Below are 23,066 nucleotides of genomic sequence, written 5' to 3'. Positions count from 1 at the left end.
GAGCAACCCTCTGGTGAGGGCGCATGCTCGCCCGCATGCACTGGACGACTGGGTCAGATACCGGGAAGGGCCACATGTGACACCGCTGGCGAGGACGGCCTTCGAGTGCTCGCTGACCCTTCCGGTGAGCGAGGGGCTGATTATTGTGGACCAGGTCTTGGCACGTGGAGTGGATAAGGCCGAGGTCGAGTCGTTGGTCGTGCGTGGTCGAGGTCGTCATGGCATCGGAAGGGCGCGCCAGGTTCTTGAGCTCGCCGACCCACGGTGCCAGTCCGTCGCCGAAACAATGACCAGATTCGTTCTGTGCCCGCCCGGCCTGCCTCGTCCCGTCTCGCAGCAACCCGTTCGTACGAGAGAGGGGACCAAGCATCTGGATTTCGGGTGGCCGCGCTTCAAACTGGGGTTGGAGGTCGACGGAAAGTCCAAGTACTTCGACTTCGCGCCCACGGATCAGGTGGTTTTCAAGGAGAGGCATCGGGAGAAACTGATCGTCGCTGAGGGCTGGACGATCCTGCGGACGAACTGGAACGAAGTTACCCGGGATCCGGCAGGCTTGCGTTTGCGAATCGCGGCCGCGATGGACAAGCTCCGATGACCGCGGTTCCGGTCTGTGCGATTGGCCGACCGCGCGTTGGGTGGCGTTTACCCGAAAATGAGGCGTTCTCCGTCGTTAGGTGGGGGCTTCGCCGCCACCTAACGACGGAGAACGCCTCCGGATTGGCTAACTCCCTCGCAACGTAGCGGCCAACGGCGTCAGGAATCGTTGGTTGAGGGCGGGAACTGCCTCCGGATTGGGCAACCGCCTCCCAACGTGCGAATCAACGAGGAAAGAACCGTGGGTCGACGACGGCGACCGCCTCCGAAGTGGGCAACCGCCACCTAACGGGGAGCACACGAGAGCAGGAAGTGTGGGCCGGCGACCGCCTCCGAAGTGGGCAACCGCCTCCCAACGCGCGGATCAACGGGGGCAAAGAACCGTGGGCCGGCGTCGGGAACCGCCTCCGAAGTGGGCAACCGCCACCCAATCCGGCCACCCAAAGCACCCCAAACCGGCCGCCCCGCACCCGTATGGTCAGCCCACCCCGACCCCAGGCCGCTGGGGTGGTCTCGACCGTGCGATTTAGAATGGTGACCATGACTTCCGAGAACCAGGCTCCGCAGGAAGGGCCGTCGAGCGTCCGGCTCGACGCGTGGCTCTGGTCGGTCCGGCTCTACAAGACCCGGTCCTCGGCCACGACCGCGTGTCGGGCGGGGCACGTGAGGCTCAACGGCCAGCCCGTCAAGGCCTCGCAGGCGATTCGGGTGGGCGACGTCGTCAAGGTCAGGACTCCCGGCTGGGAACGGGTCTTCGAGGTCACCAAATTGCTGACCAAGCGCGTCGGGGCGCCGATCGCGCGCACGTGCTACGTCGACCACTCGCCGCCGAAGCCAAGCGCCTTGTCGGCACCGGTGCCACGTCGTGAACCGGGCGCCGGTCGCCCGACGAAGAAGGAACGGCGCGAGCTCGAAAAGCTCTGGGGCCACCGGGGCTGAAGGCCGCCGGGGCCGCCCGAACAGTGCCGCGGACCGCCCGAACGGTGCCGTCGCCGCGCGAAGAGGCCGTGGGTCGCGCGAAAAAGTCGGGCGTGACCCGACCCGGACGAGCCTGAATCTACGCCGCCGCCAACCCCAGCGTGACCACGAAGGCCGACACGGAAACCAGCAGTCCTACGGGCCCCAGAACGGCAGCAATCCACACCCACGTGCGGCGATATCCCCGGGCGAAGCCGATGACCAGGAGGATGAACCCCAAGAAGACGAGCGCAACCCAGAAGACCTGCGACGCCGCGCAGACCACCGACGGGGCGTAGGCGGCTCCGTCGCCGTGGTCCAGGGCTTCCTTGACGGTCCGGTAGGGCAACGTCCTTTCGGCGTGCTCCAAGAGCAGTCCGGTCAGGACGGAAGCGACGATCGAGAGGGCGACGCCGATCGCCGTCAGTACCCCGCCGACGCGAGACACCCCGCGGCCGCGCTCACGTGGCGCCCCGGGTGCCACACCGCCGCGTACCGCCGCCCCGGTCCCCGCACCGACGGAGGCCTCGGCCCCAGGGGTCCCTGCCCCGGACCCCTCGACCACGTCTGTTGCTGGTCCGTGCTCGAGGGGTCTGGGGCGGGTGCTCATGATTCGAGGTATTCCTTCAGGTGGCGGCCGGTTGTCGTCGATCCGGATGTTATCAACTCGGCCGGTGTCCCTTCGAAGACCACCCGGCCGCCGTCGTGCCCAGCGCCCGGTCCCAGGTCGATGATCCAGTCCGCGTGAGCCATGACCGCCTGGTGGTGCTCGATCACGATGACCGACTTCCCCGAGTCCACGAGCCGGTCCAGGAGACCGAGAAGCTGTTCGACGTCGGCCAGGTGCAGTCCCGTGGTCGGCTCGTCTAGGATGTACACCCCGCCCTTTTCCCCCATGTGCGAGGCGAGCTTGAGGCGTTGGCGCTCGCCGCCGGAGAGAGTGGTCAGTGGTTGGCCAAGACTCAGGTAGCCGAGGCCGACGTCGTCGAGCCGCTTGAGGATCTTGTGGGCCGCCGGCACCTTGCTTTCGCCCGCACCGAAGAACTCCAGGGCCTGCGCGACCGACATGGCCAGGACCTCGCTGATGTCCTTGTTGCCGAGGGTGTATTCCAGAACCTCCGGCTGGAAGCGCTTGCCCTCGCAGTCCTCGCACACGGTCGAGAGACCGGCCATCATGCCGAGGTCGGTGAAGACGACGCCCGCTCCGTTGCAGGTCGGGCACGCACCCTCGGAGTTGGAGCTGAACAACCCCGGCTTCACCCCGTTGGTTTTCGCGAACGCCTTGCGAATCGGGTCGAGGAGCCCGGTGTACGTCGCCGGGTTGCTGCGTCGTGACCCCTTGACCGGTGACTGGTCGATCGCAACGACCCCCTCGTCCTCGGCGTGGGTGCCTTTCAACAGGGAACCGTGAAGCAACGACGACTTCCCGGAGCCGGCGACGCCGGTGACGACCGTTAGCACCCCGAGAGGAATATCGACGTCGACGTCCTGCAGGTTGTGCCGGTTCGCCCGCGAATCTCGAGCGCCCCGGTCGGTGTCCTCACGGCCTCCTTGGGGCTGACGCGGTCCTCCAAGTGCTTCCCGGTGATCGTGTCCGAGGCCAGCAACCCGTCGACGTCGCCCTCGAAACATACCTCTCCGCCGTCGGTCCCGGCGCCTGGACCGAGATCCACCACGTGGTCGGCGATGCGGATCATCTCCGGTTTGTGCTCGACCACCAACACGGTGTTGCCCTTGTCCCTGAGCTGGAGCAGGAGCTTGTTCATGCGTTCGATATCGTGCGGGTGCAGACCGATGGACGGCTCGTCGAACACATAGGTGACGTCCGTCAGCGAGGACCCCAGGTGTCGGATCATCTTGGCGCGCTGTGCCTCGCCTCCGGACAAGGTCCCGGAGGAGCGGTCGAGGGAGAGATACCCGAGACCGATCTCCACGAATGAGTCCAGAAGATAACGCAGCGAGGCCAGCAGCGGCTCGACCGAAGGAATCTCCAGGTCCCGAACCCAGTCAGCGAGGTCGCTGATCTGCATGCTGCACAGGTCGGCGATGTTCTTGCCCTCAATCTTGGAGGACAGCGCGCCCTGCGTGAGCCTCGTTCCTCCGCAATCGGGGCAGGTGACGTAGGTGACCGCGCGATCCACGAACGCGCGCACATGGGTCTGCATCGACTCCTTGTCTTTGGACAGCATCGACTTCTGGATGCGGGGGATCAGGCCCTCATAGGTCATGTTGATGCCCTCGACCTTGATCCGCACGGGCTCCTTGTACAGGAAATCGTGCATTTCCCGCTGCGTGAATTCCTTGATCGGCTTGTCCGCATCCACGAACCCCGACCCGCTGAAGAGCCGGACGTTCCACCCGCCGCCGGAGTACCCGGGGACCTTGATAGCCCCCTCGGCCAGGGACTTTTCCTCGTCGTAGAGTTCCTCGAGGTCGACGTCGGTCACGGACCCCATGCCTTCGCACCTGGGGCACATGCCACCCGTGACCGAGAAGGTCGTCTTGGTGGCTTTCCGATGTCCCTTCTCGACAGTGATGGCGCCCGACGCCTTCACCGAGGGAACGTTGAACGAGTACGCCTTGGGCCCGCCGATCGAGGGCTCCGCGACCCTGCTGAACAGCGTCCGCAACAGGGCGTTCGCGTCCGTGACCGTGCCGACCGTGGACCGGGCATTGCTGCCTATCCGCTCCTGGTCCACGATGATCGCGGTGGTGAGACCGTCCAGGAAATCCACTTCGGGCCGTGCCTGGCTGGGCATGAAGCCCTGGATGAAAGCGCTGTACGTTTCGTTGATGAGCCGTTGGGAGTCCGCGGCAATGGTTCCGAAGACCAAGGAGCTCTTTCCCGAGCCGGACACGCCCGTGAACGCGGTCAGACGCCGCTTGGGGAGCTCGACTTTGATGTCCTTGAGATTGTTCTCTCGGGCGCAATGCACCCGAATCAGGCCGTGGGAGTCGGCGGGGTGGACCTGGGCTGAGGTGGTGCTCATGATGTGATTCAACCAGATGACCCGAGACCCGAGCTCCTCCTAGACTGACCGGGTGAACAATCCTCCTGACCAGAGCCCTGCCGAGACGTCCGCGAAAAGCCTGAACCGGCAGATTCTGGCCCTCGCACTCCCCGCCTTCGGAGCTTTGATCTCCGAGCCCATCTTCATCCTCGCCGACACTTCGATCGTCGGTCACCTCGGAACCAAACAATTGGCCGGTCTCTCCGTCGCGTCGACCGTGGTCCAGACCGTCATCGGGCTCATGATCTTTTTGTCCTACTCGACCACCCCGGCCGTTGCACGGTTCTTCGGTGCACGGAACCTCAAAGCCGCCTATGAGAAGGGTCGGGATGGTCTCTGGGTCGCGCTCGGGATCGGCATCGTGCTCGCCGTCGCTGGGGCCGTCCTCGCGCCGACAGTCCTCGGGCACATGGGCGCGCAGGGCGAGACCCTGGACCATGCGGTGGCCTACATGCGCTGGTCGATGCCCGGCCTTCCCGGAATGCTGATCGTTCTGGCCGCTCTGGGAATTCTGCGCGGCCTCCAGGACACCAGGACGCCCCTGTACGTCGCCTCGGTCGGGGCCGGGGTGAACATCGTCCTCAACCTGATCCTGGTGTTCCTCCTCGACCTCGGGGTCGCGGGTTCTGCCATCGGCACGTCCCTGGTCCAGTGGGGCATGGCGGCGATCTATTTGCGCATGATCATGGGTGGGTCTCGGGAGCACGGCATCTCTTGGAGGACGACGTCGCGACGGATCGGCGAGATCCTCTCGGTCGGGTCCTGGCTCATGCTGCGTACGGCCTCGATGCGTGCCGCGATGCTCCTGACCGTCTTCGTGGTCACTCATCAGGGGCCCGTCAACCTGGCCGGCTACCAATTGACCATGTCGCTCTTCGGGTTCATGGCTTTCGGGCTCGATGCGCTCGCGATCGCCGCACAGGCCCTGCTCGGGAAAGAAATGGGCAGCCGGGACCTGACCTTGGACTCCGAGAAACAGCACGTCCGGGGGCTCATGAACCGCCTGATCCGGTGGTCGCTGGGCTTCGGCGTGATCACCGGGCTCATTTGCCCGATCCTGGGCTACGGATTCGGCTGGGCCTTCACCCCCGACCCCCAGGTCCAGCATCTCTTCGCGATCGCCATGATCGTGGTGGCCATCGGACAGCCTTTGGCCTCGTACGTCTTCATCCTCGACGGCGTGCTGATCGGGGCCCAGGACGTGAAGTACTTGGCGCTGGCCTCCTTCGTGTGCCTGGTCGTCTACTCTCCGTTGCTCTGGTGGATTCTGGTCGTGAGCGGCGACCAGGGTGACGGCGTCGACCGCTGGGGTTTCGTCTGCATATGGCTCGCCTACGCCTTGGGCTTCATGGGCCTGCGGGGTATCACCTTGGGGTGGCGCTCGCGTTCTGACGTGTGGATCCGGGCCTGAGGCACATTCCTGGGACGCATTCCGGCGGAGGATGCCCATGCCCCGGGTAGTGACGACGCCGCGTTCAGGGGGACGTCCCGCTGTGCACATGCCGCCGATAAAGGTTTGCTACTCTAACTACATAGGCAATGCTTCATAGTAATTAAGGGTATACTTCTTCTGTCTATCCGGCCGTCGGGGGCCCACCGTAGGCATCCGACGATTCACGGTGTCATGGAGATTCTGTGTTCCTCGCAAACCTGTTGATCGCCCTCCGTGAGGGCTTCGAGGCGTCCCTCATCGTGGGGGTCCTCGTCGCATGCCTGGTCAAGGCCGATCGACGAGACGTGCTTCCCCGGCTCTGGCTCGGAGTCGGCCTGGCAGCCCTCATCCCGCTGGCGATCGGTGCCGCGCTGACCTGGGGGCCGAAGACCCTGACGTTCCAAGCCCAGGAAATCATCGGTGGTGGCCTGTCTCTGGTTGCCGTGGCGATGGTGACGTGGATGATCTTTTGGATGGGCCGTCACTCCGGGGGCCTCGAGCAGGAACTGGAGTCGTCCACGCGGCGATCCCTGGTCGAGCGGTCCTCGGGTTGGGGGATGGTGTGGATCGCGGTCCTGGCCGTGGGACGGGAAGGGGTCGAAACCGCGCTGTTCATCTGGGCCACGGTTCGTTCGTCCATCGAGACCAACGCCGTGGCGACCACCGCGGGAGTGGTCACCGGCCTGCTCCTGGCCCTCCTGCTCGGCCACCTCGTCTACCACGGGGCCCGCACCATCGACCTCCGCAGATTCTTCTCCATCACGAGTTGCTTCCTGATCCTTGTCGCGGCCGGGATCTGCTCTTACGGGATCGGAGACCTCCAGGAGGCGGGGGTACTTCCCGGCATCATGAATCACGCGTGGGACCTCAGCGGCAGCCTTCCGGCCGCTGGCTCCCCTCTGTTCTGGCTCTACGTCCTCGGCCAGGCCACCTTCCAGGTGAACCTCCAGCCCACGGTGCTTCAGGTCATCGCGTGGATCGCGTACTTCGTCCCGATAGCCGTCCTGTACGCCTGTCGCTCCGGGATCGGGCGGAAAGCCCCCTCCGAGACCGTGCCGGCTGGGAAACCCCACTGACCCGGAGGAGCCGCCACCGGGCGCCCCACAGACTTTCTTCCACGCCGCAGGCCCGGACGACGTCGCTCGGGCCCTCACCACACCCAGAGGAAATCATGAAGAACACCAAATATTTGCTCGTTCCCGCAACCTTTGCCCTAGCACTCACCCTGGCATCCTGCGCCGACAACCCTCAGGCTTCGTCCGGGGCGTCGGCGAGTGCGCCGGGAGCCCACAAGGTCACGGTGGACATCACGGACGATACATGCACCACGAAGCCCTCGCAGATCCCTTCGGGCAAGGTCGAATTCAGCATCTCGAACAAGGGAACCAAACCCAACGAGTTCGAGATCCTCACGGAGAACAAACTCCAGATCGCCTCCGAGAAAGAGAACATCGGTCCCGGCACGACCGCCGAGCTCACCACCGCGCTCAGACAAGGCACGTACTACACCGCGTGCAAGCCCAACATGGTGGGCAACTTCGTGGGCCTGTCCGAGTTCGAGGTCTCCCAAGGAGACGACGTCGACGTCTCCGAGGACACCAAGGCCGCGGAAGATCGAGCGATCACCGGGTACACGTCCTACGTCAAGGACCAGACGGGCCAGCTACTGACCGCGACCCAGGAGTTCGCGAAGGCCTACACCTCGGGTGAGGTCGAGAAGGCAAAATCCCTTTACCCGCTGGCGCGCCAGCACTACGAACGCATCGAACCCACGGCCGAGGCCTTCGGGATCGAAGAGGCCGGGGACCTCGACGCCGCCCTGGACGCCCGAGTCCAGGACCTCTCGGCGGATGCCCACAAGGAGCCCACCGACCCCGAGGTCCTCAAGGGGTGGACCGGATGGCACCGCATCGAGGCGGACCTGTTCGGGAACGACGACTCGCCCTTCCGGTTTGCCAGCGACGAGGAACGCCAGAAGGCCGCGGACGATCTGAACGAGAACACCCAGAAGCTCTACGATCTCGTCTACGGACAGATCAAGGGCGTGGACGGTGACTTCGAGCTGAAGCTGGCGGACGTGGCGACCGGGGCGTCGTCGTTGTTGGAGGAGGTCGCGAAGTCCAAGATCGTCGGCGAGGAGGAGACCTTCTCCCACACCGACATGTACGACTTCAAGGCCAACGTCGAGGGGGCCGAGGTCGCGTACGGCAACGTGGCGGATTTGGTGCGGAAGAAGGACCCCGCTCTGGCGGAGTCGGTCGAATCGAATCTCGGGACCGTGAAGGCCCGGATCGAGGAACAGGTCTCGGGGAGGACCGACGACGGCACAGAAACCTTCCGGGACTACTCTCTGGTCGCCGCGGTCCAGAAAGACGCCGGGGAAACGCCGGACGCCTCCGCCTACACCGAGACGCAGCGGAAGTTCTCCGATGCCGTCAACGGTCTGAGCGAGCCGCTGTCCAAGATCGCCGGAACGGTCCTCCACTAGGGGCGACCGCGACGATGTCAGCACACGAGCATGCCGGGAACGATATCAAGGACCCGGCAGGGGGTGAGGCCGTGCCGACCAGCGGGCGGAATCGGGGGTTCTCCCGGCGCAGGCTGGTCGGCGCGGCCGGCGTCGCGGGTCTCATGGGGGTCTCGGGCTTCGGCGGTGAGGTCCTGGGGCACCGGAGGGGGATCGACGCCGCTGCGGCATCCGGCCCGGACGAACTTCGGTACCGTTTCCGCGGGGAGGTCCAACAAGGAATCCTGACGCCCGCCCAGGACACCATGTATACGGTCGCCTACACGGTCACCACCCGGAATCGGGACGGGCTCCAGCGACTGCTTACCGCGTGGACTTCCGCGGCGGAGAAGATGGTTGCGGGCGAACCGGTGGGAGGTGCAGAGAACACCGTCGAGCTGCCGCCGACGGACACCGGCGAGGTGTGGGGGTATCCGCCGAGCGGGTTGACCATCACCTTCGGGTTCGGGCGTTCCCTGTTCGTGGACGAGCACGGCGGTGACCGTTTCGGCCTCAAAGACAGAATGCCGCGGGTCCTGGCCGACGGTGTCCCCAAATTCGCGAATGAGGCACTGCGGGCGGCGGCCAGCGACGGGGACATCCTGATCCAGACCTGCTCGAACGACCCCCAGGTCTGCGTGCACGCGGTCCGAAACCTGACCCGCATCGCCTTCGGGTCCGCGACGCTCAAGTGGGGTCAGATCGGATACGGGCGCAGCTCATCGACGTCGAAAGAGCAGCGGACCCCGCGAAATCTGCTCGGCTTCAAGGACGGAACCGCGAACCTCAAGGCGGAGGACGACGCCGAGCTCCTGCGCCGCCACGTGTGGGTCCAGCCGGAGGACGACGCCGCGGCCTCCTGGCTGAACGGCGGGACCTACGTCGTCGCGCGCAAGATCCACATGCACCTGGAGGTTTGGGATCGTGTCCGACTCTCCGAACAGCAAGAGGTGATCGGTCGGGACAAATATCACGGTGCGCCCTTGTCGGTTTCCGATCCACAGGATTCGGACGAATTCGCTCGACCAGACTTCGCCGCCCCGGGTCGAGACGGTGGCACCGCGATCCCTGCTGACTCGCATGTGGCGGTGGTCGGCGCCGACAATAACCAGGGCGTCCGGATGCTCCGCCGCAGTTACAACTACACCGACGGCAACGACTCGCTGGGCCGTCTGGACGCTGGGATGTTCTTCGTTGCGTTCGTGCGCGATCCGCGGACGGGTTTCTACCCGGTACTGAAGAAGATGACCGAGAAGGATGCCCTCACGGAGTACCTCCAGCACCAGGCCTCTGCCCTCTTCGCGGTACCGCCGGGCATTCGAGAAGGAGACGCCATGGTGGGCCAGCGCCTGTTCGATGAGCGGTGCTACGATGAGACGCGCGACACGGGGTGCCTCCGAGGGAGGCTGAGATGAAACCCGTCGAACCTGATGCAGTTAGCACTGGCGAAGGGAATGTCCGCAGAGCGCTCGCGTACCCGCGCACCTCCGCTCTCGTCGAGGGAGGCTCGCTCTATGGGGTGCCTTCGCCTCGGCAGAGAGGCAGAGACCATGACAGAAACACGCACCGCGATTCCCCTGAACGAGCACATCGTCGTCGTCACCGGCGGCGCGCGGGGCCTGGGGGCGAGCATCAGCCGAGCGTTCCTCAGAGAAGGCGCCCGGGTGGTGATCGGGTATCACCGCAGCAAGGACGATGCCCAGCGCATCGTCGATGACTACCCCGACCGGGCCCGGTGCGCGAACCTCGACATTCGCGACCGGGAGAGCATCCAGGAATTTGCGGCGTCGTCCTCGGAATTCTTCGATTCCGCCCCGACTACGCTGGTGAATAACGCCCTGGTGGATTTCAGCTTCAACGGCGAGGCGCGGTCGAAGGCCGCCGATATCTCCCCCGAGGAATTCCGGACGCAACTCGACGGTTCCCTCCATGGGCCGCTCGCGATGATCCAGGCGCTCCGGCCCGGGATGGCCGAACGGGGATTCGGGCGCATCGTGAACATCGGTACGAACCTTTTTCAGAACCCCGTGGTCCCGTACCACGACTACACGGCGGCCAAGGCCGCACTGTTGTCCCTGACCAGGACCTTCTCGCATGACCTGGGGCCGGAGGGCATTACGGTCAATATGGTCTCGGGTGGTCTGTTGCGGGAGACCGACGCGAGTTCGGCGACGCCGGCCGAAGTCTTCGACGCGATCGCCGAGGGCACGCCCCTGCGTTCCGTCACCTCCCCGGACGAACTGGCCGACGCCGTCCTCTTCTTCGCCTCCCCATGGGCGCGTGCGGTCACCGGTCAGAACCTGATCGTCGACGGAGGGCTGGTCAAAGGATGAGCGACCGGAAAAAGCAAGCACACATCAATCTGTTCATCTACGGGTGCGGGCATCACAATGCGGCCTGGCGGGCCCCGGACTCCTCGGTCGACAGGCTCGGGGACATCGCCTATTACGAGGAACTCGCCCGCACTGCCGAACGCGGCAAGCTTGACGCGGTGTTCTTCGCCGATGGCCAGTCGTTGAGCCCCGGCGGACTCGAAGACTCTCCCGCGTGGTTCCTGGAGCCGCTCACGTGCCTTTCCGCGATGGCGCGGGCGACGTCGAAGATCGGCCTGGTCAGCACGGTGTCCAGCTCATTCTGGACTCCCTTCCATGCGGCCCGGATCCTCGCGAGCCTCGACCACATCAGCGGCGGGAGGATCGGTTGGAACGTTGTGACGTCCATGTTCGACGCCGAGGCGCGCAACCACGGTGGGACAACCCTGCCGGGGCACGAGGAATGCTATCGCCGGGCTGAAGAGTTCGTCGACGCGGTTCAGGCCCTGTGGGATTCGTGGCCCCGCGCCTCGATCCTCGCCGATCGCGAGGGGCGGTACGCCGACTCGACCATGATCCACGGCGTGGACCACGAGGGTGAACACTTCTCGGTCGCCGGTCCGCTCAACGTGCCCGAACCGCCGCAGGGGCGTCCCGTGCTGTTCCAGGCCGGCGCCTCCGGACCGGGACGAAGCCTCGCATCGCGCCGGGCGGAAGGTATCTACGCCGTCGCCTACGACCTCGAACAGGGCGAGGAATACCGCACGGACATTCGTCGTCGGGCCGCGGCCGCGGGACGGAACCCGGACGACGTCGTCGTGATGCCCGGGCTCGTGACCTACGTGGGCTCGACCGTCGAGGAAGCCGAACGGAAGCGAAGGGAGCTGGACGAGCTCCTGCCCGTCGAGGCCTCCCTGCGCCAGCTGGGGAAATTCGTGCAGCGCGACTGCAGCGACTGGGAGCTCGATGCGCCGGTCCCGGGACTCGAACCGCTCGAGCAGTTCACCGGGCCCAAAGGGCGATACGCGACGATTCTGCGCATTATCGAAGCCGAGCGCCCCACGGTGCGCGAGCTCCTGGGGCGACTCGCGGCCGGTGGCGGACACTGCACCATGGTCGGGACCCCGGAGACCATTGCCGATCAGATCGAGCACTGGATGGACCACGGGGGAGCGGACGGGTTCAACCTGATGCCCCCGACCCTGCCGGGCGGCATCGAGGACTTCGTGGACCAGGTGATTCCGGAACTCCAGAAACGCGGCCGATTCCGCACGGACTACGACGCCGCGACCCTCCGGGGGCATCTGGCTGGAGGGGGAGGCACCGACGGCGCGGAGCCCGCGTAAGCCGGGACTGTTCTCCGCGAGCGTTCCACCCGAACCCAAAACTCTGAGACAAGCCGTTGACCAGGAGCAACGCTCTCTGCTGATGATTCTTTCCGGTGTGACCCTGCTGATCGGGACCATCGGCATCATGAACACCTTCCTGGTCGCCGTCCTGGAGCGACGCCGGGAGATCGGGTTGAGGCTCGCCGTGGGGGCGCGACCCCTGGGCATCGCGGCACAGTTCTCCGCCGAAGCCGTGCTCACGAGCGCCGTCGGCACGATCCTCGGCACGGCCCTTGCCCTGGACGCGGTCGCGACCATCAGCCTCGTGAACCACTGGCGACCCATCCTCCGGATGGACACGGTGCTCGGCGGCGTCGTCGCGGGCCTGGCCGTGGGTTTGCTGGCGGGCGCCTACCCCGCGTGGAAAGCCGGGAAGACGGACCCTGTGGAGACCCTCATGCACGCATGACGCCCGGCGGGTCGGTCGGAGACGAACCCGCGAACCTGCAGACCACGAGGTCGATCGAGCTCCCGCCGGGTTGGACGAAGCGAGTGCATCATCCGAATGGTTGATCCGAACTCACTCTTTCCGGCGATGTCGAACAGGCGCTGGCTTGGTGAAATTGAAGAACCTGGTTTTTCGGACTCAATACCGAGTCGGTTCACCTGCCGACACGACGCCTATAGGAGCATTATGAAAAAGCTGTTCAACGCTGCATTCATCTACATGGTGGTGGGGGTCCTCTCTGGGCTCTTCTACCGGGAATTCACCAAATCCCATGATTTCCCGGAGGGCGGGTTCACCCAGCTGAGCCTCGTCCACACGCACGTTCTCACACTGGGATTCATCGTGCTCCTCGTGGCGCTGGCCCTGGAGAAGGCATTCGGATTCTCCCGCAGCCCCAAACTGTTCACCTGGTTCTTCTGGCTGTACAACGCCGGCGTCATCGTCACCTCCGGCACCATGGTGTGGCACGGAATGCTCACCGTTCTCGGACAGGAATCCAACGCCATGATCTCCGGCATCGCCGGGCTGGGACATATCCTGATCACCGCGGGCATGATCGTTCTGTTCATCGCTCTGCGACGGGCCGTCATCCGCGATCAGAAAGACTCGACGAAATCCGTGCAGGCCTAGTCATGAGCCCGGTTGCCGATTCGAACCCGGAAACCGGCGAAGCGCCCAAGCCGTCTTCCAAGGACTGGTTGGCGCTCGCCGTCCTCGCCGTCGGGCTGGGAATGATCGTCCTGGACGGCACGATCGTCGGGGTCGCCCTGCCAGAGATCATCTCCGACCTGGACCTGGACCTCACGGAAGCCCAGTGGGTCAACAGCCTCTACGCGGTCCTTCTCGCGGCCCTGCTGCTCTCCACGGGTAAGCTAGCGGATCGTTGGGGACGCAAGGTGATGTTCGTCGTCGGGCTGTTGGTCTTTGTCGCCGGCAGTCTCTGCGCCTCCCTGGCCGTCTCCGCCGGGCCGCTCATCGCGGCCCGCGCCCTCCAGGCCGTGGGGGCGGCATTCATCATGCCGTCGTCGCTGTCCACCGTGAACGCGGTGTTCCGAGGCAAGTACCGGGCGCCCGCATTCGGCGTGTGGGGAGCGGTGATGTCCGGGGCCGCCGCCGTCGGTCCCCTCGCCGGCGGCGCGCTGACGCAATGGGCCTCGTGGCCCTGGATCTTCCTCATCAACATTCCGCTCGGCCTCGTGATTGCCGCGGCCGCGATCATCACGGTGCCCAACACGCGCAACCCGGAGCGACGCAAGGGGGCCGACGTCGACGGCGCCCTGCTCAGCGCCATCGGATTCGGGGCCCTCGTTTTCGCGGTCATCGAAGGACCCAACCTCGGTTGGTGGACTCCTCAAGCCGATTTCTCGATCGGCGGGTGGGTCTGGCCGCAGACCGCGGCGATCTCGATCGTTCCTGTGACCTTGCTGACCGGCCTCGTCGCGATCGTCTTGTTCGGGGTGTGGGAACGTCACCGTGACAAGGTCCAGCGCTCGGCGCTGCTCAACCTCGATGTGTTCGCGGTCTCCACATTCTCGTGGGGAAACCTCACAGCGGCCATGGTTGCCGTGGGCGAGTTCGCGATCATCTTCGTGCTCCCGCTGTACCTGACCAACGCTCTCGGACTGAGTCTCATGGGTTCGGGGCTGATCCTCGCGGCAATGGCCGTGGGCGCCTTCTTCTCGGGGGCCTCCGCGCGCCACCTCGCCGCGCGATTCGGCGCTGAAGGCACCGTGCTGATCGGCCTGGGACTGGAGGTTTTGGGCGTGCTGGTCCTCGCGCTGTTGCTCGGCCCGTCGACGTCGGGGTGGATCGTGGCGATTCCCCTGGTGGTCTACGGGCTGGGTCTCGGTCTCGCCTCGGCGCAACTGACCGGAACCGTGCTGCGGGACATTCCCGTGGACGTTTCGGGCCAAGCCTCCGCCACGCAGTCCACGGTGCGCCAGATCGGCTCCGCCCTCGGCACTGCCTTCGCCGGTGCGGCACTGTCCGTGTCCCTGAGCCTCACGATGCCTGCCTCGTTGGACGGCACTGGGCTGGGCCACGACCGTGCGACACAACTTGCGGAGGCCACGCGCCAATCTGCCGGTGGGACGATACCGCAACTGCGGCAACAGGCAGAGTCCGGGCACCTCGGTCCGAACGCCCAGCCCATGGTCGACGCCCTGACCTCGGGCTTCGCCGACGCGGTCAGGTGGGCGCTGCTCGTGGCCACCGTGTTCCTTATCCTCGGATTCATCGGTTCGGTGAAGTTGCGTCGGGCCTCAACGCGGTCACGAGCCGCGAGTCAGGAAGGGGCATGACCCGCAGGATCGATGGGGCGTGCCGCGCAGCGGGGGGGGTCCGGGACACGCTGGGTTCCTGGTCTACTTCTCCAATTCGATCGTGACGTGCTGGCTCTTCATCAGCGGCTGCTCTGACTGCGTGCTGTAGTCCTCGATGCCGATCAGCACGTTCATCTCCGGCATGTAACCGGCAGCGCTGCCCTGAGGGATGTCCTTCGCGAAGGCCCGGTACTTGTTCAGTCGGCGCATGATGCCCAGCTTCGAGGTGGACGTGATGGACACGAAATCCCCCTCCTGGATCCCGCGGGCGCGCATGTCGTCGGGATTCATGAACACCAGAGTGCGGATGTTCTTGATTCCGCGGTAACGGTCATTGTTCGAGTAGATCGTGGTGTTCCACTGGTCGTGGGAGCGCATCGTCTGAAGCACCAGCTTGCCCTCACCGGGATCGACCTGCGGAAGCTCGGCGGTCGAGAAATTCGCTCTGCCCGTCGGGGTCTTGGAAAAGTCCAGTTCCCGGGCCGCCTGGTAGATGCGGAACCCGGCCGGCTGGCGGACGCGCTCATTGAAGTTCTCGAAGCCGGGCAGAACCTCGGCCATCACGTCACGGATTTCGTCGTAGTTGTCCACGTACTTCTCGAACGGCGTCGTCGAATCGGGCAGAGTCGCGCGAGCCATCCCGCCCAGGATCGCCATTTCCGACAGAAGATGCGGAGACGCCGGCTTCTTCATGCCGAAGGAGGCGTGGACCATGGACATCGCGTCCTCGGCAGAAACGCACTGCTCGCCGGAGGCCTGGACGTCCTTCTCGGAACGACCCAGGCAGGGGAGGATCAACGACTTCTTGCCGTGCACAATATGACTGCGGTTCAGCTTGGTGCTGACCTGTACATTCAGATCAAGATTCCGCATGGCCCTCTCGGTGTACTCCGGATCCGGTACCGCCCGGACGAAGTTGCCGCCCAGAGAAACGAATACTTTGACCGAACCCTCGTGCATGGCTTCGATCGAGCTGACCGTGTCCAGGCCGTGCTCAGTCGGCGCATTCAGGCCGAAAACGTTGTTGATCTTCTCGATGAAGTCCTTGCTCGGACGGTGGTCGATGCCGCAGGTCCGGTTGCCCTGGACGTTCGAATGTCCGCGCACGGGGGAGGGGCCGACGCCGTTCTTGCCCAGGTTTCCGCGAAGCATGAGGAGGTTGACGATCTCGCGGACCGTGTCCACGCCGTGCTCGTGCTGGGAAACACCGAGGCACCAGGAGATCAGCGTCTTGTTGGACTCGCGGTACAGGTTCGCGAGCTGCATGATCTGGCCCTTGGAAACACCCGACTGCTCCTCGATGTCCTCCCAGGAGGTCTGCTCGACGAGCGTGCGGTACGCCTCGAAGTCGTGGGTGTACTCCTCGAGGAATGCGTGATCGATGGCCTCCGGGTCGTTCTCGGAGAGTTCGACCAGACGCTTGCCGATGCCGCGCATCAGCGCCATGTCGCCACCGGGCCGCACCTGGAGATTCAGGGAGGAAGTCCGCGTGACCTTGGCCATCATCATCTGATCGATTTCGTGCGGCACGATCGTTCCGTTGGTCGCGCCCTCAATGATCGGGTTGATGTGAACGATCTTGGTGCCCTTGCGCTCGGCCTCGGCCAACGCCGTGAGCATGCGCGGCGCATTGGACCCGGCGTTCACGCCCATCACGAACAGCAGGTCCGCCTGGAGCCAGTCGTTCAGGTCGGCAGTTCCCTTCCCCGTGCCCAGCGAAGCCGTCAACGCACGGCCGGATGCCTCGTGACACATGTTCGAGCAGTCGGGCAGATTATTCGTGCCGAACTCGCGTGCCCAGAGCTGGTACAGGAACGTGGCCTCATTGCTCAGGCGCCCCGAAGTATAGAACGTGGCTTCGTGGGGGCTGTCCAGGCCCCGGAGGGTGTCCCCGACCATCGCGAAGGCATCCTCCCACGTGATCGGAATGTAGTGGTCGGACTCGGCGTCGTAGGACATGGGCTCGGTGAGCCGACCGACCTTCTCCAGGTCATGGTCGGTCCAGGACTCGAGCTCCGTCACGGAGTGCTTGGCGAAGAACTCGCGCGTCGTCCGCTTCGGCGTCATCTCCCACGTGACGTGCTTGATCCCGTTCTCGCAAATATCCATCGAAACACCGGGATCATCCGGCCAGGCGCACCCTGGGCAGTCGAAACCGCCGTCCGTCTGGTTCATGGTGAAGATCGAACGGGCGCCCTCGATCGGTTCCCGCTCCTTGACCAAGACCTGGCTCACGGAGAGCGCGGCGCCATAGCCGGCCGCCGGGTGATGGTATGCCTTGTGGGAGAAGGGCCGGTGCGTGCGGGGGCCGTAACCGCCCTGGCCCTCCTCGCCATCGGTGTTCCACTCGGTGACGAGCTGACCGGTCAGCCCCCGGAGATAGGAACTTCCGAGCGGGCCCTTGTGGGCACCGGGAGCGCTGGCAGTCTCGTCGGACTGTCCCCTGACGTGTGGATGAACGGTCATGCTCTCTCCTCGCCCGGTGTATGGTTCCCTCGTCCGACCGGCCCGGGAGCGGTCGGATCGACGTCTTGCCGCCCACGATACTCCGCCCACGAAATAAGTGGCCAGACGATGGGTTCTGGGCCGGGACCTTGCGAAAGGCCCTCGTCCCCCCGCCGGGATTCTGGTCGGTCAGGTCGATGCCATCCCCAGAAGCTCCTGGTGGACCGTGGTGTCGCCCGTCAGCTCCGGGTGGAAAGAGATACCCAGAACGTTGCCCTGCCGCACAGCAACCACTCGGTCCTCGTGCTCAGCCAGCGGCTCGACCTCCGGGCCATGGCTCGTGACGACGGGTGCGCGAATGAACGCGGCACGGACCGACGGCGATGCCGCACCGAACCACTTCAAGGTGACTTCCGCCGAGGCCACCTGGGAACCGAAGGCATTCCGGGAAACCCCCACGTCCAGCACGGACAGGGACTGCTGTCCCGGAGCGGGGTCATCGATGTGGGAGGAGAGCAAGATCAGGCCCGCGCACGTCCCCAGAACCGGCAGGCCGCCTCGAATCGCGTCGATCAAAGGGTCTCGTACCCCGAAGATCCTGGTCAGGCGGTCGATCGTGGATGATTCACCACCGGGCAGTACCAAGGCATCGATGGCGCCCAGCTGCTCGGGCCTACGGACCAATACGGTCTCCGCACCGAGGTGGCCGAGCATTCGCTGGTGCTCGGCCACCCCGCCCTGGAGCGCGAGAACCCCAATCGTTGGGTTGCTCATCGCCGCCTTACCACCCGCGTTCGGCAAGACGGTGCGGCGCGGGCAGATCGCCCACGTTGATGCCGACCATCGCCTCGCCCAGACCGCGAGAAGCCTCGGCGACCGCCGCGGCGTCGTCGTAGTAGGCGGTGGCCTTGACGATGGCGGCCGCACGCTGCTCCGGGTTCCCGGACTTGAAGATGCCGGAGCCGACGAACACGCCATCCGCACCGAGCTGCATCATCATCGCCGCATCGGCCGGTGTCGCCACGCCGCCCGCGGTGAACAGAACCACCGGCAACTTCCCGGTGCGAGCGACTTCCAGGACGATGTCGTACGGGGCCGAAAGCTCCTTCGCCTTGACGTACAGGGCATCGGGCGACGCCGCGTACGCGGCCTGCAGGTCCGCGATCTGCGCCCGGATCGTGCGGATGTGCTTGGTCGCCTCGGACACGTCACCGGTCCCGGCCTCGCCCTTCGAGCGGATCATCGCCGCGCCTTCGGCGATGCGACGCAAGGCCTCACCCAGGTTCGTGGCGCCACAGACGAATGGGACCGTGAACTTCTGCTTGTCGATGTGATTGACATAGTCGGCGGGGGAGAGAACCTCCGACTCGTCGATGTAGTCCACCTTCAGGGACTCCAGGACCTGGGCCTCCACGAAGTGGCCGATACGGGCCTTGGCCATCACCGGGATGGACACGGTGTCGATGATCTGGTCGATCAGATCCGGGTCGGACATCCGGGCGACGCCGCCCTGGGCCCGTATATCTGCGGGCACCCGCTCCAGAGCCATGACGGCGACCGCGCCCGCATCCTCGGCGATGCGTGCCTGCTCCGGGGTGACCACGTCCATGATCACGCCGCCCTTCAGCATGTCGGCCAGACCCCTCTTGACGAGAGGGGAGCCGGTGCGGGCAGAGGTTTCGTTCGTTGAATCAGTCATGGGGTCCATCGTCCACCGCATGGGTGGATCACCGTAAGGGCCAGAATTGTGGAAAATTTTTGGTCCAGTCGGGCGCAGGCTTCTCCACCCCCCGGGCGGTCTGGTGTGTTTGTGCCCGGCACCGGAACTCACCGTCCCGCCGTCCCGAACGGACGCAGGCACCTCAGAGTTCCGGAAGGAAGAGATCCTCGATCATGCACTCGAAGACGGCGGCCATGTGGAAGGCCAAGGGCAGGGAAGGGTCGTACTTTCCCTTTTCGATCGAGAGAACCGTCTGTCGGGAAACCCCCAACATGTCGGCCAGGTGCTGCTGGGACCACTCCCGTGAGCTTCGGTACTCTCGCACCCGGTTCTCCATCGTCAGCTCCTGGCTTTGATGACGGCGTATCGCAGGGCGAAGTCGAGCATCATCACAACGCAGGCGCCCAGGAAGAACCAGGACATATCGAAGGAGGGCCTCCACCATGTAGTCACCACGGCCCCCAATCCCATGATGATCATGAGGTCATGGAACACTCCCTCCGCGGCGCGGGAGTACCAGGTCGACTCGATCGACTTCTCCGGGTCCCGGGTAGCGCCCCGTACCGTTTTTCTGTCCACGAGGGCGACCCACCACAGCATGGTCAGCGGTGCCCAGAGAAACACCAGGAAGACAAAGAAGGCCAGGGTGTTGAAGGAGCCGGACGTCGTGAGGAGCGTCGCGACCACACTCGCCCCGCCGTCCGTCAGCAATCCGAGTGCTAGAGCCGGTTTCCATGCCGGGATCTTTCGGGAGCCGACCTTGGTATACCCCCAATGAGGAAGAAGGTGAGTTTCGGTGTGCTGAGCCATCAGCCCTCCTTGTAAAGCATCCTTGACGTGTCAAGCCACCTTTACATGCCAGGGCGTCGGACGCAAGCGGGCAAGCTCCCCTGCCGACGTGCAAAGCGATGATGCGGGTCGTAGAGAACATGCAAAAAATCCGGACATTGTTTATATGTCGTGGCTGGCATGCAAAAATCTCCTAGAATTTTTGCATGTCCTGGTCTCCCTCCGTCGCGTACAACGACCTTCCGGACCTGCCTCCTCAGGTGACCGTGGAGACTGTTCCCGTGTCGAAAACCCTGGTCACTGCCCGTGCGGAGGCGGAGTGATCTCGATGCCCAGATACCGTTCCGAGGCCGACCTGCCCCTCAGCGTCACACGCGGGCAGGGCACCATCCCCGGCCAGATCGTTGACCAGATCCGTTCCTTGGTCGCTGAGGGACGGCTTCGTCCCAGTGACCCGTTGCCTTCCAGTCGGGCTCTCGCGGCGCGGATCGGCGTCTCGCGCGGCTCCGTGACGTCGGCGTACGACCAGCTCGCTGTGGAGGGCTATCTCGAAGCAGATCGCGGTAGTACGCGCATCACCACCGAACTCTCCGGCCTGGGAGCGGGAGGTTTCACGGGAAACAACCCCGCCGCGATCAATGTCGCGCCAGCGACTCCAGCGAGGGGACCTCATGCGACCTCGTCGTCCGCGGCAGGACACGCGCGAACCCAGGTCCGGAATCGCGCCCCGATCGTGGGAGGCGCGAAAGAAAGCCGGGCTCTCGCACTCCTTGACCTCCGTCCCGGGACCCCGGACACGTCGTCGCTGGCCAATACGACCTGGCGGGCCGCGTGGCGAGCCGCCGCGGCCGACCCCTCCCTCGGGTACGAACCCCAAGGATCCCCCGACCTCCGGAACCAACTCAGCGAATACCTGCGACTCATGCGATCGGCCATTCGGGGCCCAGACGATCTTCTGGTCACCGCGGGTGCACGCGATGGGCTCCGTATCCTGCTCATGACGCTCCATGAGAGGGAAGGGCGACCCCTGGTCGTCGCCGTCGAGGACCCGGGGTACCCGTCGCTCCACAAGGTTCCGCAAGCGCTCGGTCACCGCATCGTTCCGATCCCCCTGGACGACCAGGGTCTCGATCCGGCTCGCCTCCCGTCGGGAGCGGACCGGCCCGACGTCGCGCTGGTGACCCCCTCGCACCAGTACCCGATGGGTGCCTCGATGCCCGCCCCGCGGCGGCTCGAACTCATCCAGTGGGCCGCAGAGAACAAGGCGATCCTCGTCGAGGACGACTACGACTCCGAACTCCGCTACGTCGGTGACCCGTTGCCGGCTCTCGCGGCCCTCGACGAGCCGGGAACCTCCGTCGTGACCCTCGGCTCCTTCGCGAAGGTCCTGACCCCAGGGCTGGGTCTGGGCTATCTGCTCATGCCGAGCCATCTGAGAAAGGAGCTGGTCAGGCTCAAGAGCGACGCCGGCCCGCCGATCTCAGGGATCCTCCAGGACGCCATGACTCGTTTCATGGCCGACGGAGGCCTCCAGAGGCACACCGCGCGCATGCGGAGGAGCTACCGACGCAGGCGGGACATGCTCGCCACGACCTTCGACACGGCGAAGGACCTCCCCGGCGCCGAGGTCCTGCCCATGGACGGCGGGTTGCACGCTGTCATCCGCCTGCCCACAGCCGCTGCGGAAGAGCACGTCATCGACGACGCCCGGCGTCGCGGCGTCGCGGTGGGCGCACTCGGCACCTACTGGAGTGGCGGCAGCGGGTGGGCCGGAGTCGTCGTCGGCTTCGGGGGCCTCTCCGAGCAACGATTCGCACGCGGCCTCACCCTGCTCCGGGAATCGCTCGAGTGCTGTATCGGACAAGTCTCACGTTTCCGGTGACCGAACCGGGCGGTAAGCTGAAAGCCCGCGCCGAAGCTCTCTCGTGCGCGGTCGCGACACCCAATTTGCGAAAGGCACGCCGCCGAATGCCCGCTCAGGAAATCCGCCAGACGGTTCGGGAGCTTCACGCTCTGTTCGGACCGGTGCTGATCCGCTCCCTCATCTGCCTCGTATACGGCCTGATCACGGTCTTCTGGCAGGAGCCGAGCCTCATGCTCGTGCGCTGGATCCTGGGCCTCTACCTGATCGCCCAGGGCATCGGGCTGATCTACATGCAACGAAGCCTCAACGAACACGTCTACGGCAAGCGAGGATCCAGCAGCTCCGTGATCCAGTCGTTCGCGATCCTGTACTTGCTGGGCGGCGTGCTCACGGTGGCTTTCGCGGCGTCACTGCCGATCCTCGTGCTCATCGCTGGCCTGATCCTCACAGTCTGCGGAATCACCGAACTGCTCCAAGGAATGCGAACCACCCCGACTTCCGCAATGTCCAAGGACTGGAAGATTGCGGGATTGGTGACTTTCCTAACGGGAGCGGCCCTCTTCCTCGTCGGCGAAATTGGCCCCAAGGCGAGTTTCGGCGTCACCGGCGGCGGGGCGATCATCGTCGGCATCTTCCTGCTTCTCGCGGCGCTGACCTTCCGGCACGACGCCGTGGCCCTGGAACAGCAGAACCCCGGCGACTAGTCCCCGGAGGGCGAAACCTTGGCGGGCCCGAACGGCGCGATCCTGCTTCGGGACGTAGACTGATGGGGCATCCGCAGACACCAGGAGGAACACACGTGGCACAGCGCCCCAAGCGCGGAATCAAGGCCGACATCAAGGGACCGCTCATCATTGCGGCCGTCCTGGCCGTCGTCGCATTCGTGTGCATCCTGATCTTCGCCACGGGCGGTACCAACAACGCCCCCGAATTCCGTCTCGCCCTGTCGGTGGCCGGTTGCGTCTTCGTCGGGACCCTCGTCGTCTGCGCGACCCTGATCATCGTCGAGAAGCCGAATGACGAAGAGCTGGGTCAGGGCACAGGCATCAACAAGAGATCGGCCGATCTTTACGCTCAGGCCAAAGCGCGCAAGGATGCGCGCGAACGCGAAGCCCGCGAACGCGAGGCTCGCGAAGGAGACAGCTCCGAAAAGCCCGACGCCGAGTCCACCGACTCCGAGGCCGGCCCCGACTACGGTCGACGAGCCCATCCGGAAGAACACAACTGACCCCAGGGGATCCTGGAACCACAAGAAAATCACCGCCGAGCTATGGAGAGG

General features: G+C 65.1%; 20 protein-coding genes, 1 pseudogene and 1 riboswitch. Of the genes and pseudogenes, 14 read left to right on the top strand and 7 right to left on the bottom strand.

Features of this window, described 5'->3' with window-relative positions:
* Window positions 1-76 precede the first annotated feature (76 nt).
* Both AB0Y14_RS07275 and AB0Y14_RS07270 read left to right on the top strand, forming a co-directional pair.
* Window positions 77-595, top strand: coding sequence for a hypothetical protein (locus AB0Y14_RS07275; protein WP_436588513.1), 519 nt, complete (start codon window positions 77-79; stop codon window positions 593-595).
* A 539-nt stretch (window positions 596-1,134) separates the two neighbouring features.
* The gene (locus AB0Y14_RS07270; protein ID WP_436588512.1) at window positions 1,135-1,533 is read left to right on the top strand and encodes an RNA-binding S4 domain-containing protein; all 399 of its coding nucleotides are present in this window, start codon (window positions 1,135-1,137) and stop codon (window positions 1,531-1,533) included.
* Window positions 1,534-1,651: 118 nt separating this feature from the next.
* On the opposite strand, the gene AB0Y14_RS07265 is transcribed toward AB0Y14_RS07270, so the two are convergent.
* Both AB0Y14_RS07265 and AB0Y14_RS07260 read right to left on the bottom strand, forming a co-directional pair.
* A complete protein-coding gene (locus AB0Y14_RS07265; protein WP_436588511.1) occupies window positions 1,652-2,161 on the bottom strand; it encodes a hypothetical protein in 510 nt (169 codons plus the stop codon).
* Window positions 2,158-4,541 (bottom strand): annotated as a pseudogene (locus AB0Y14_RS07260) (ATP-binding cassette domain-containing protein). The gene AB0Y14_RS07265 and the pseudogene AB0Y14_RS07260 overlap by 4 nt, the downstream one beginning before the upstream one ends.
* Before the next feature lie 52 nt (window positions 4,542-4,593).
* Between AB0Y14_RS07260 and AB0Y14_RS07255 the strand changes: the two are divergent.
* The 9 genes from AB0Y14_RS07255 (at window position 4,594) to AB0Y14_RS07215 (ending at window position 14,948) form a co-directional block, all read left to right on the top strand.
* On the top strand, window positions 4,594-5,973 hold the full coding sequence (locus AB0Y14_RS07255; RefSeq protein ID WP_436588510.1) for an MATE family efflux transporter: 1,380 nt from the start codon (window positions 4,594-4,596) through the stop codon (window positions 5,971-5,973).
* 224 nt (window positions 5,974-6,197) lie between these two features.
* Complete coding sequence (efeU, locus tag AB0Y14_RS07250; RefSeq protein WP_436588509.1) at window positions 6,198-7,070, top strand: iron uptake transporter permease EfeU; 873 nt, start codon at window positions 6,198-6,200, stop codon at window positions 7,068-7,070.
* Window positions 7,071-7,165: 95 nt separating this feature from the next.
* A complete protein-coding gene (efeO, locus tag AB0Y14_RS07245; protein ID WP_436588508.1) occupies window positions 7,166-8,482 on the top strand; it encodes an iron uptake system protein EfeO in 1,317 nt (438 codons plus the stop codon).
* Between the two features lie 14 nt (window positions 8,483-8,496).
* Window positions 8,497-9,915 carry an iron uptake transporter deferrochelatase/peroxidase subunit gene (gene efeB / locus AB0Y14_RS07240; protein WP_436588507.1) on the top strand — a complete coding sequence of 473 codons (1,419 nt, stop codon included), beginning with the start codon at window positions 8,497-8,499 and terminating at the stop codon, window positions 9,913-9,915.
* Window positions 9,877-9,972, top strand: a riboswitch (TPP riboswitch). (Overlaps the previous gene by 39 nt.)
* A gap of 78 nt (window positions 9,973-10,050) precedes the next feature.
* Window positions 10,051-10,833, top strand: coding sequence for a 3-oxoacyl-ACP reductase (locus AB0Y14_RS07235; protein ID WP_436588506.1), 783 nt, complete (start codon window positions 10,051-10,053; stop codon window positions 10,831-10,833).
* Window positions 10,830-12,158 carry an LLM class flavin-dependent oxidoreductase gene (locus tag AB0Y14_RS07230; RefSeq protein WP_436588505.1) on the top strand — a complete coding sequence of 443 codons (1,329 nt, stop codon included), beginning with the start codon at window positions 10,830-10,832 and terminating at the stop codon, window positions 12,156-12,158. Before AB0Y14_RS07235 ends, AB0Y14_RS07230 begins: the two co-directional genes overlap by 4 nt.
* Window positions 12,159-12,240: 82 nt before the next feature.
* Window positions 12,241-12,609: an ABC transporter permease gene (locus AB0Y14_RS07225; RefSeq protein WP_436588504.1), complete on the top strand. Its 369-nt coding sequence runs from the start codon at window positions 12,241-12,243 to the stop codon at window positions 12,607-12,609.
* A 225-nt stretch (window positions 12,610-12,834) separates the two neighbouring features.
* Window positions 12,835-13,278: a DUF2871 domain-containing protein gene (locus AB0Y14_RS07220; RefSeq protein WP_436588503.1), complete on the top strand. Its 444-nt coding sequence runs from the start codon at window positions 12,835-12,837 to the stop codon at window positions 13,276-13,278.
* A 2-nt stretch (window positions 13,279-13,280) separates the two neighbouring features.
* Window positions 13,281-14,948 (top strand): MFS transporter, encoded by a 1,668-nt coding sequence (locus AB0Y14_RS07215; RefSeq protein ID WP_436588502.1) that lies wholly within the window; start codon window positions 13,281-13,283, stop codon window positions 14,946-14,948.
* Window positions 14,949-15,011: 63 nt separating this feature from the next.
* Here the strand turns inward: AB0Y14_RS07215 and AB0Y14_RS07210 are convergent, their stop codons facing one another.
* From AB0Y14_RS07210 to AB0Y14_RS07190, 5 genes are all read right to left on the bottom strand, one after another.
* Complete coding sequence (locus tag AB0Y14_RS07210; protein ID WP_436588501.1) at window positions 15,012-17,435, bottom strand: FdhF/YdeP family oxidoreductase; 2,424 nt, start codon at window positions 17,433-17,435, stop codon at window positions 15,012-15,014.
* Between the two features lie 168 nt (window positions 17,436-17,603).
* Window positions 17,604-18,188 (bottom strand): pyridoxal 5'-phosphate synthase glutaminase subunit PdxT, encoded by a 585-nt coding sequence (pdxT, locus tag AB0Y14_RS07205; protein WP_436588500.1) that lies wholly within the window; start codon window positions 18,186-18,188, stop codon window positions 17,604-17,606.
* A 7-nt stretch (window positions 18,189-18,195) separates the two neighbouring features.
* Window positions 18,196-19,113 (bottom strand): pyridoxal 5'-phosphate synthase lyase subunit PdxS, encoded by a 918-nt coding sequence (gene pdxS / locus AB0Y14_RS07200; RefSeq protein WP_178979172.1) that lies wholly within the window; start codon window positions 19,111-19,113, stop codon window positions 18,196-18,198.
* A 163-nt stretch (window positions 19,114-19,276) separates the two neighbouring features.
* Complete coding sequence (locus AB0Y14_RS07195; protein WP_436588499.1) at window positions 19,277-19,471, bottom strand: helix-turn-helix transcriptional regulator; 195 nt, start codon at window positions 19,469-19,471, stop codon at window positions 19,277-19,279.
* A 2-nt stretch (window positions 19,472-19,473) separates the two neighbouring features.
* Entirely contained in the window at window positions 19,474-19,944 is a 471-nt protein-coding gene (locus AB0Y14_RS07190; RefSeq protein ID WP_436588498.1) for a hypothetical protein, read from the bottom strand.
* A gap of 307 nt (window positions 19,945-20,251) precedes the next feature.
* Between AB0Y14_RS07190 and AB0Y14_RS07185 the strand changes: the two genes are divergently transcribed.
* The 3 genes from AB0Y14_RS07185 (at window position 20,252) to AB0Y14_RS07175 (ending at window position 23,015) form a co-directional block, all read left to right on the top strand.
* Window positions 20,252-21,805: a PLP-dependent aminotransferase family protein gene (locus AB0Y14_RS07185; RefSeq protein ID WP_436588497.1), complete on the top strand. Its 1,554-nt coding sequence runs from the start codon at window positions 20,252-20,254 to the stop codon at window positions 21,803-21,805.
* 86 nt (window positions 21,806-21,891) lie between these two features.
* Window positions 21,892-22,491, top strand: a complete 600-nt coding sequence (locus AB0Y14_RS07180; protein ID WP_436588496.1) for a DUF308 domain-containing protein — start codon at window positions 21,892-21,894, stop codon at window positions 22,489-22,491.
* A 95-nt stretch (window positions 22,492-22,586) separates the two neighbouring features.
* The gene (locus tag AB0Y14_RS07175; RefSeq protein ID WP_436588495.1) at window positions 22,587-23,015 is read left to right on the top strand and encodes a hypothetical protein; all 429 of its coding nucleotides are present in this window, start codon (window positions 22,587-22,589) and stop codon (window positions 23,013-23,015) included.
* Window positions 23,016-23,066: the final 51 nt, after the last annotated feature.

The sequence above is a fragment of the Rothia sp. HC945 genome (genome assembly GCF_051370785.1).
Lineage (GTDB): Bacteria > Actinomycetota > Actinomycetes > Actinomycetales > Micrococcaceae > Rothia.
Note: the sequence above shows the minus strand (reverse complement) of the source record. Positions and strands in the feature narration are given on the sequence as shown.

Excerpts from the sequence above, each read along its gene's own strand:
- AB0Y14_RS07210 (WP_436588501.1), bottom strand. The coding sequence starts at position 17,435 with ATGACCGTTCATCCACACGTCAGGGGACAGTCCGACGAGACTGCCAGC.
- AB0Y14_RS07215 (WP_436588502.1), top strand. The coding sequence starts at position 13,281 with ATGAGCCCGGTTGCCGATTCGAACCCGGAAACCGGCGAAGCGCCCAAG.
- pdxT (WP_436588500.1), bottom strand. The coding sequence starts at position 18,188 with ATGAGCAACCCAACGATTGGGGTTCTCGCGCTCCAGGGCGGGGTGGCC.
- AB0Y14_RS07265 (WP_436588511.1), bottom strand. The coding sequence starts at position 2,161 with ATGAGCACCCGCCCCAGACCCCTCGAGCACGGACCAGCAACAGACGTG.
- AB0Y14_RS07180 (WP_436588496.1), top strand. The coding sequence starts at position 21,892 with ATGCCCGCTCAGGAAATCCGCCAGACGGTTCGGGAGCTTCACGCTCTG.
- AB0Y14_RS07220 (WP_436588503.1), top strand. The coding sequence starts at position 12,835 with ATGAAAAAGCTGTTCAACGCTGCATTCATCTACATGGTGGTGGGGGTC.
- pdxS (WP_178979172.1), bottom strand. The coding sequence starts at position 19,113 with ATGACTGATTCAACGAACGAAACCTCTGCCCGCACCGGCTCCCCTCTC.
- efeO (WP_436588508.1), top strand. The coding sequence starts at position 7,166 with ATGAAGAACACCAAATATTTGCTCGTTCCCGCAACCTTTGCCCTAGCA.
- AB0Y14_RS07235 (WP_436588506.1), top strand. The coding sequence starts at position 10,051 with ATGACAGAAACACGCACCGCGATTCCCCTGAACGAGCACATCGTCGTC.
- AB0Y14_RS07225 (WP_436588504.1), top strand. The coding sequence starts at position 12,241 with ATGATTCTTTCCGGTGTGACCCTGCTGATCGGGACCATCGGCATCATG.
- AB0Y14_RS07270 (WP_436588512.1), top strand. The coding sequence starts at position 1,135 with ATGACTTCCGAGAACCAGGCTCCGCAGGAAGGGCCGTCGAGCGTCCGG.
- AB0Y14_RS07230 (WP_436588505.1), top strand. The coding sequence starts at position 10,830 with ATGAGCGACCGGAAAAAGCAAGCACACATCAATCTGTTCATCTACGGG.
- efeB (WP_436588507.1), top strand. The coding sequence starts at position 8,497 with ATGTCAGCACACGAGCATGCCGGGAACGATATCAAGGACCCGGCAGGG.
- AB0Y14_RS07185 (WP_436588497.1), top strand. The coding sequence starts at position 20,252 with ATGCCCAGATACCGTTCCGAGGCCGACCTGCCCCTCAGCGTCACACGC.
- AB0Y14_RS07195 (WP_436588499.1), bottom strand. The coding sequence starts at position 19,471 with ATGGAGAACCGGGTGCGAGAGTACCGAAGCTCACGGGAGTGGTCCCAG.
- AB0Y14_RS07190 (WP_436588498.1), bottom strand. The coding sequence starts at position 19,944 with ATGGCTCAGCACACCGAAACTCACCTTCTTCCTCATTGGGGGTATACC.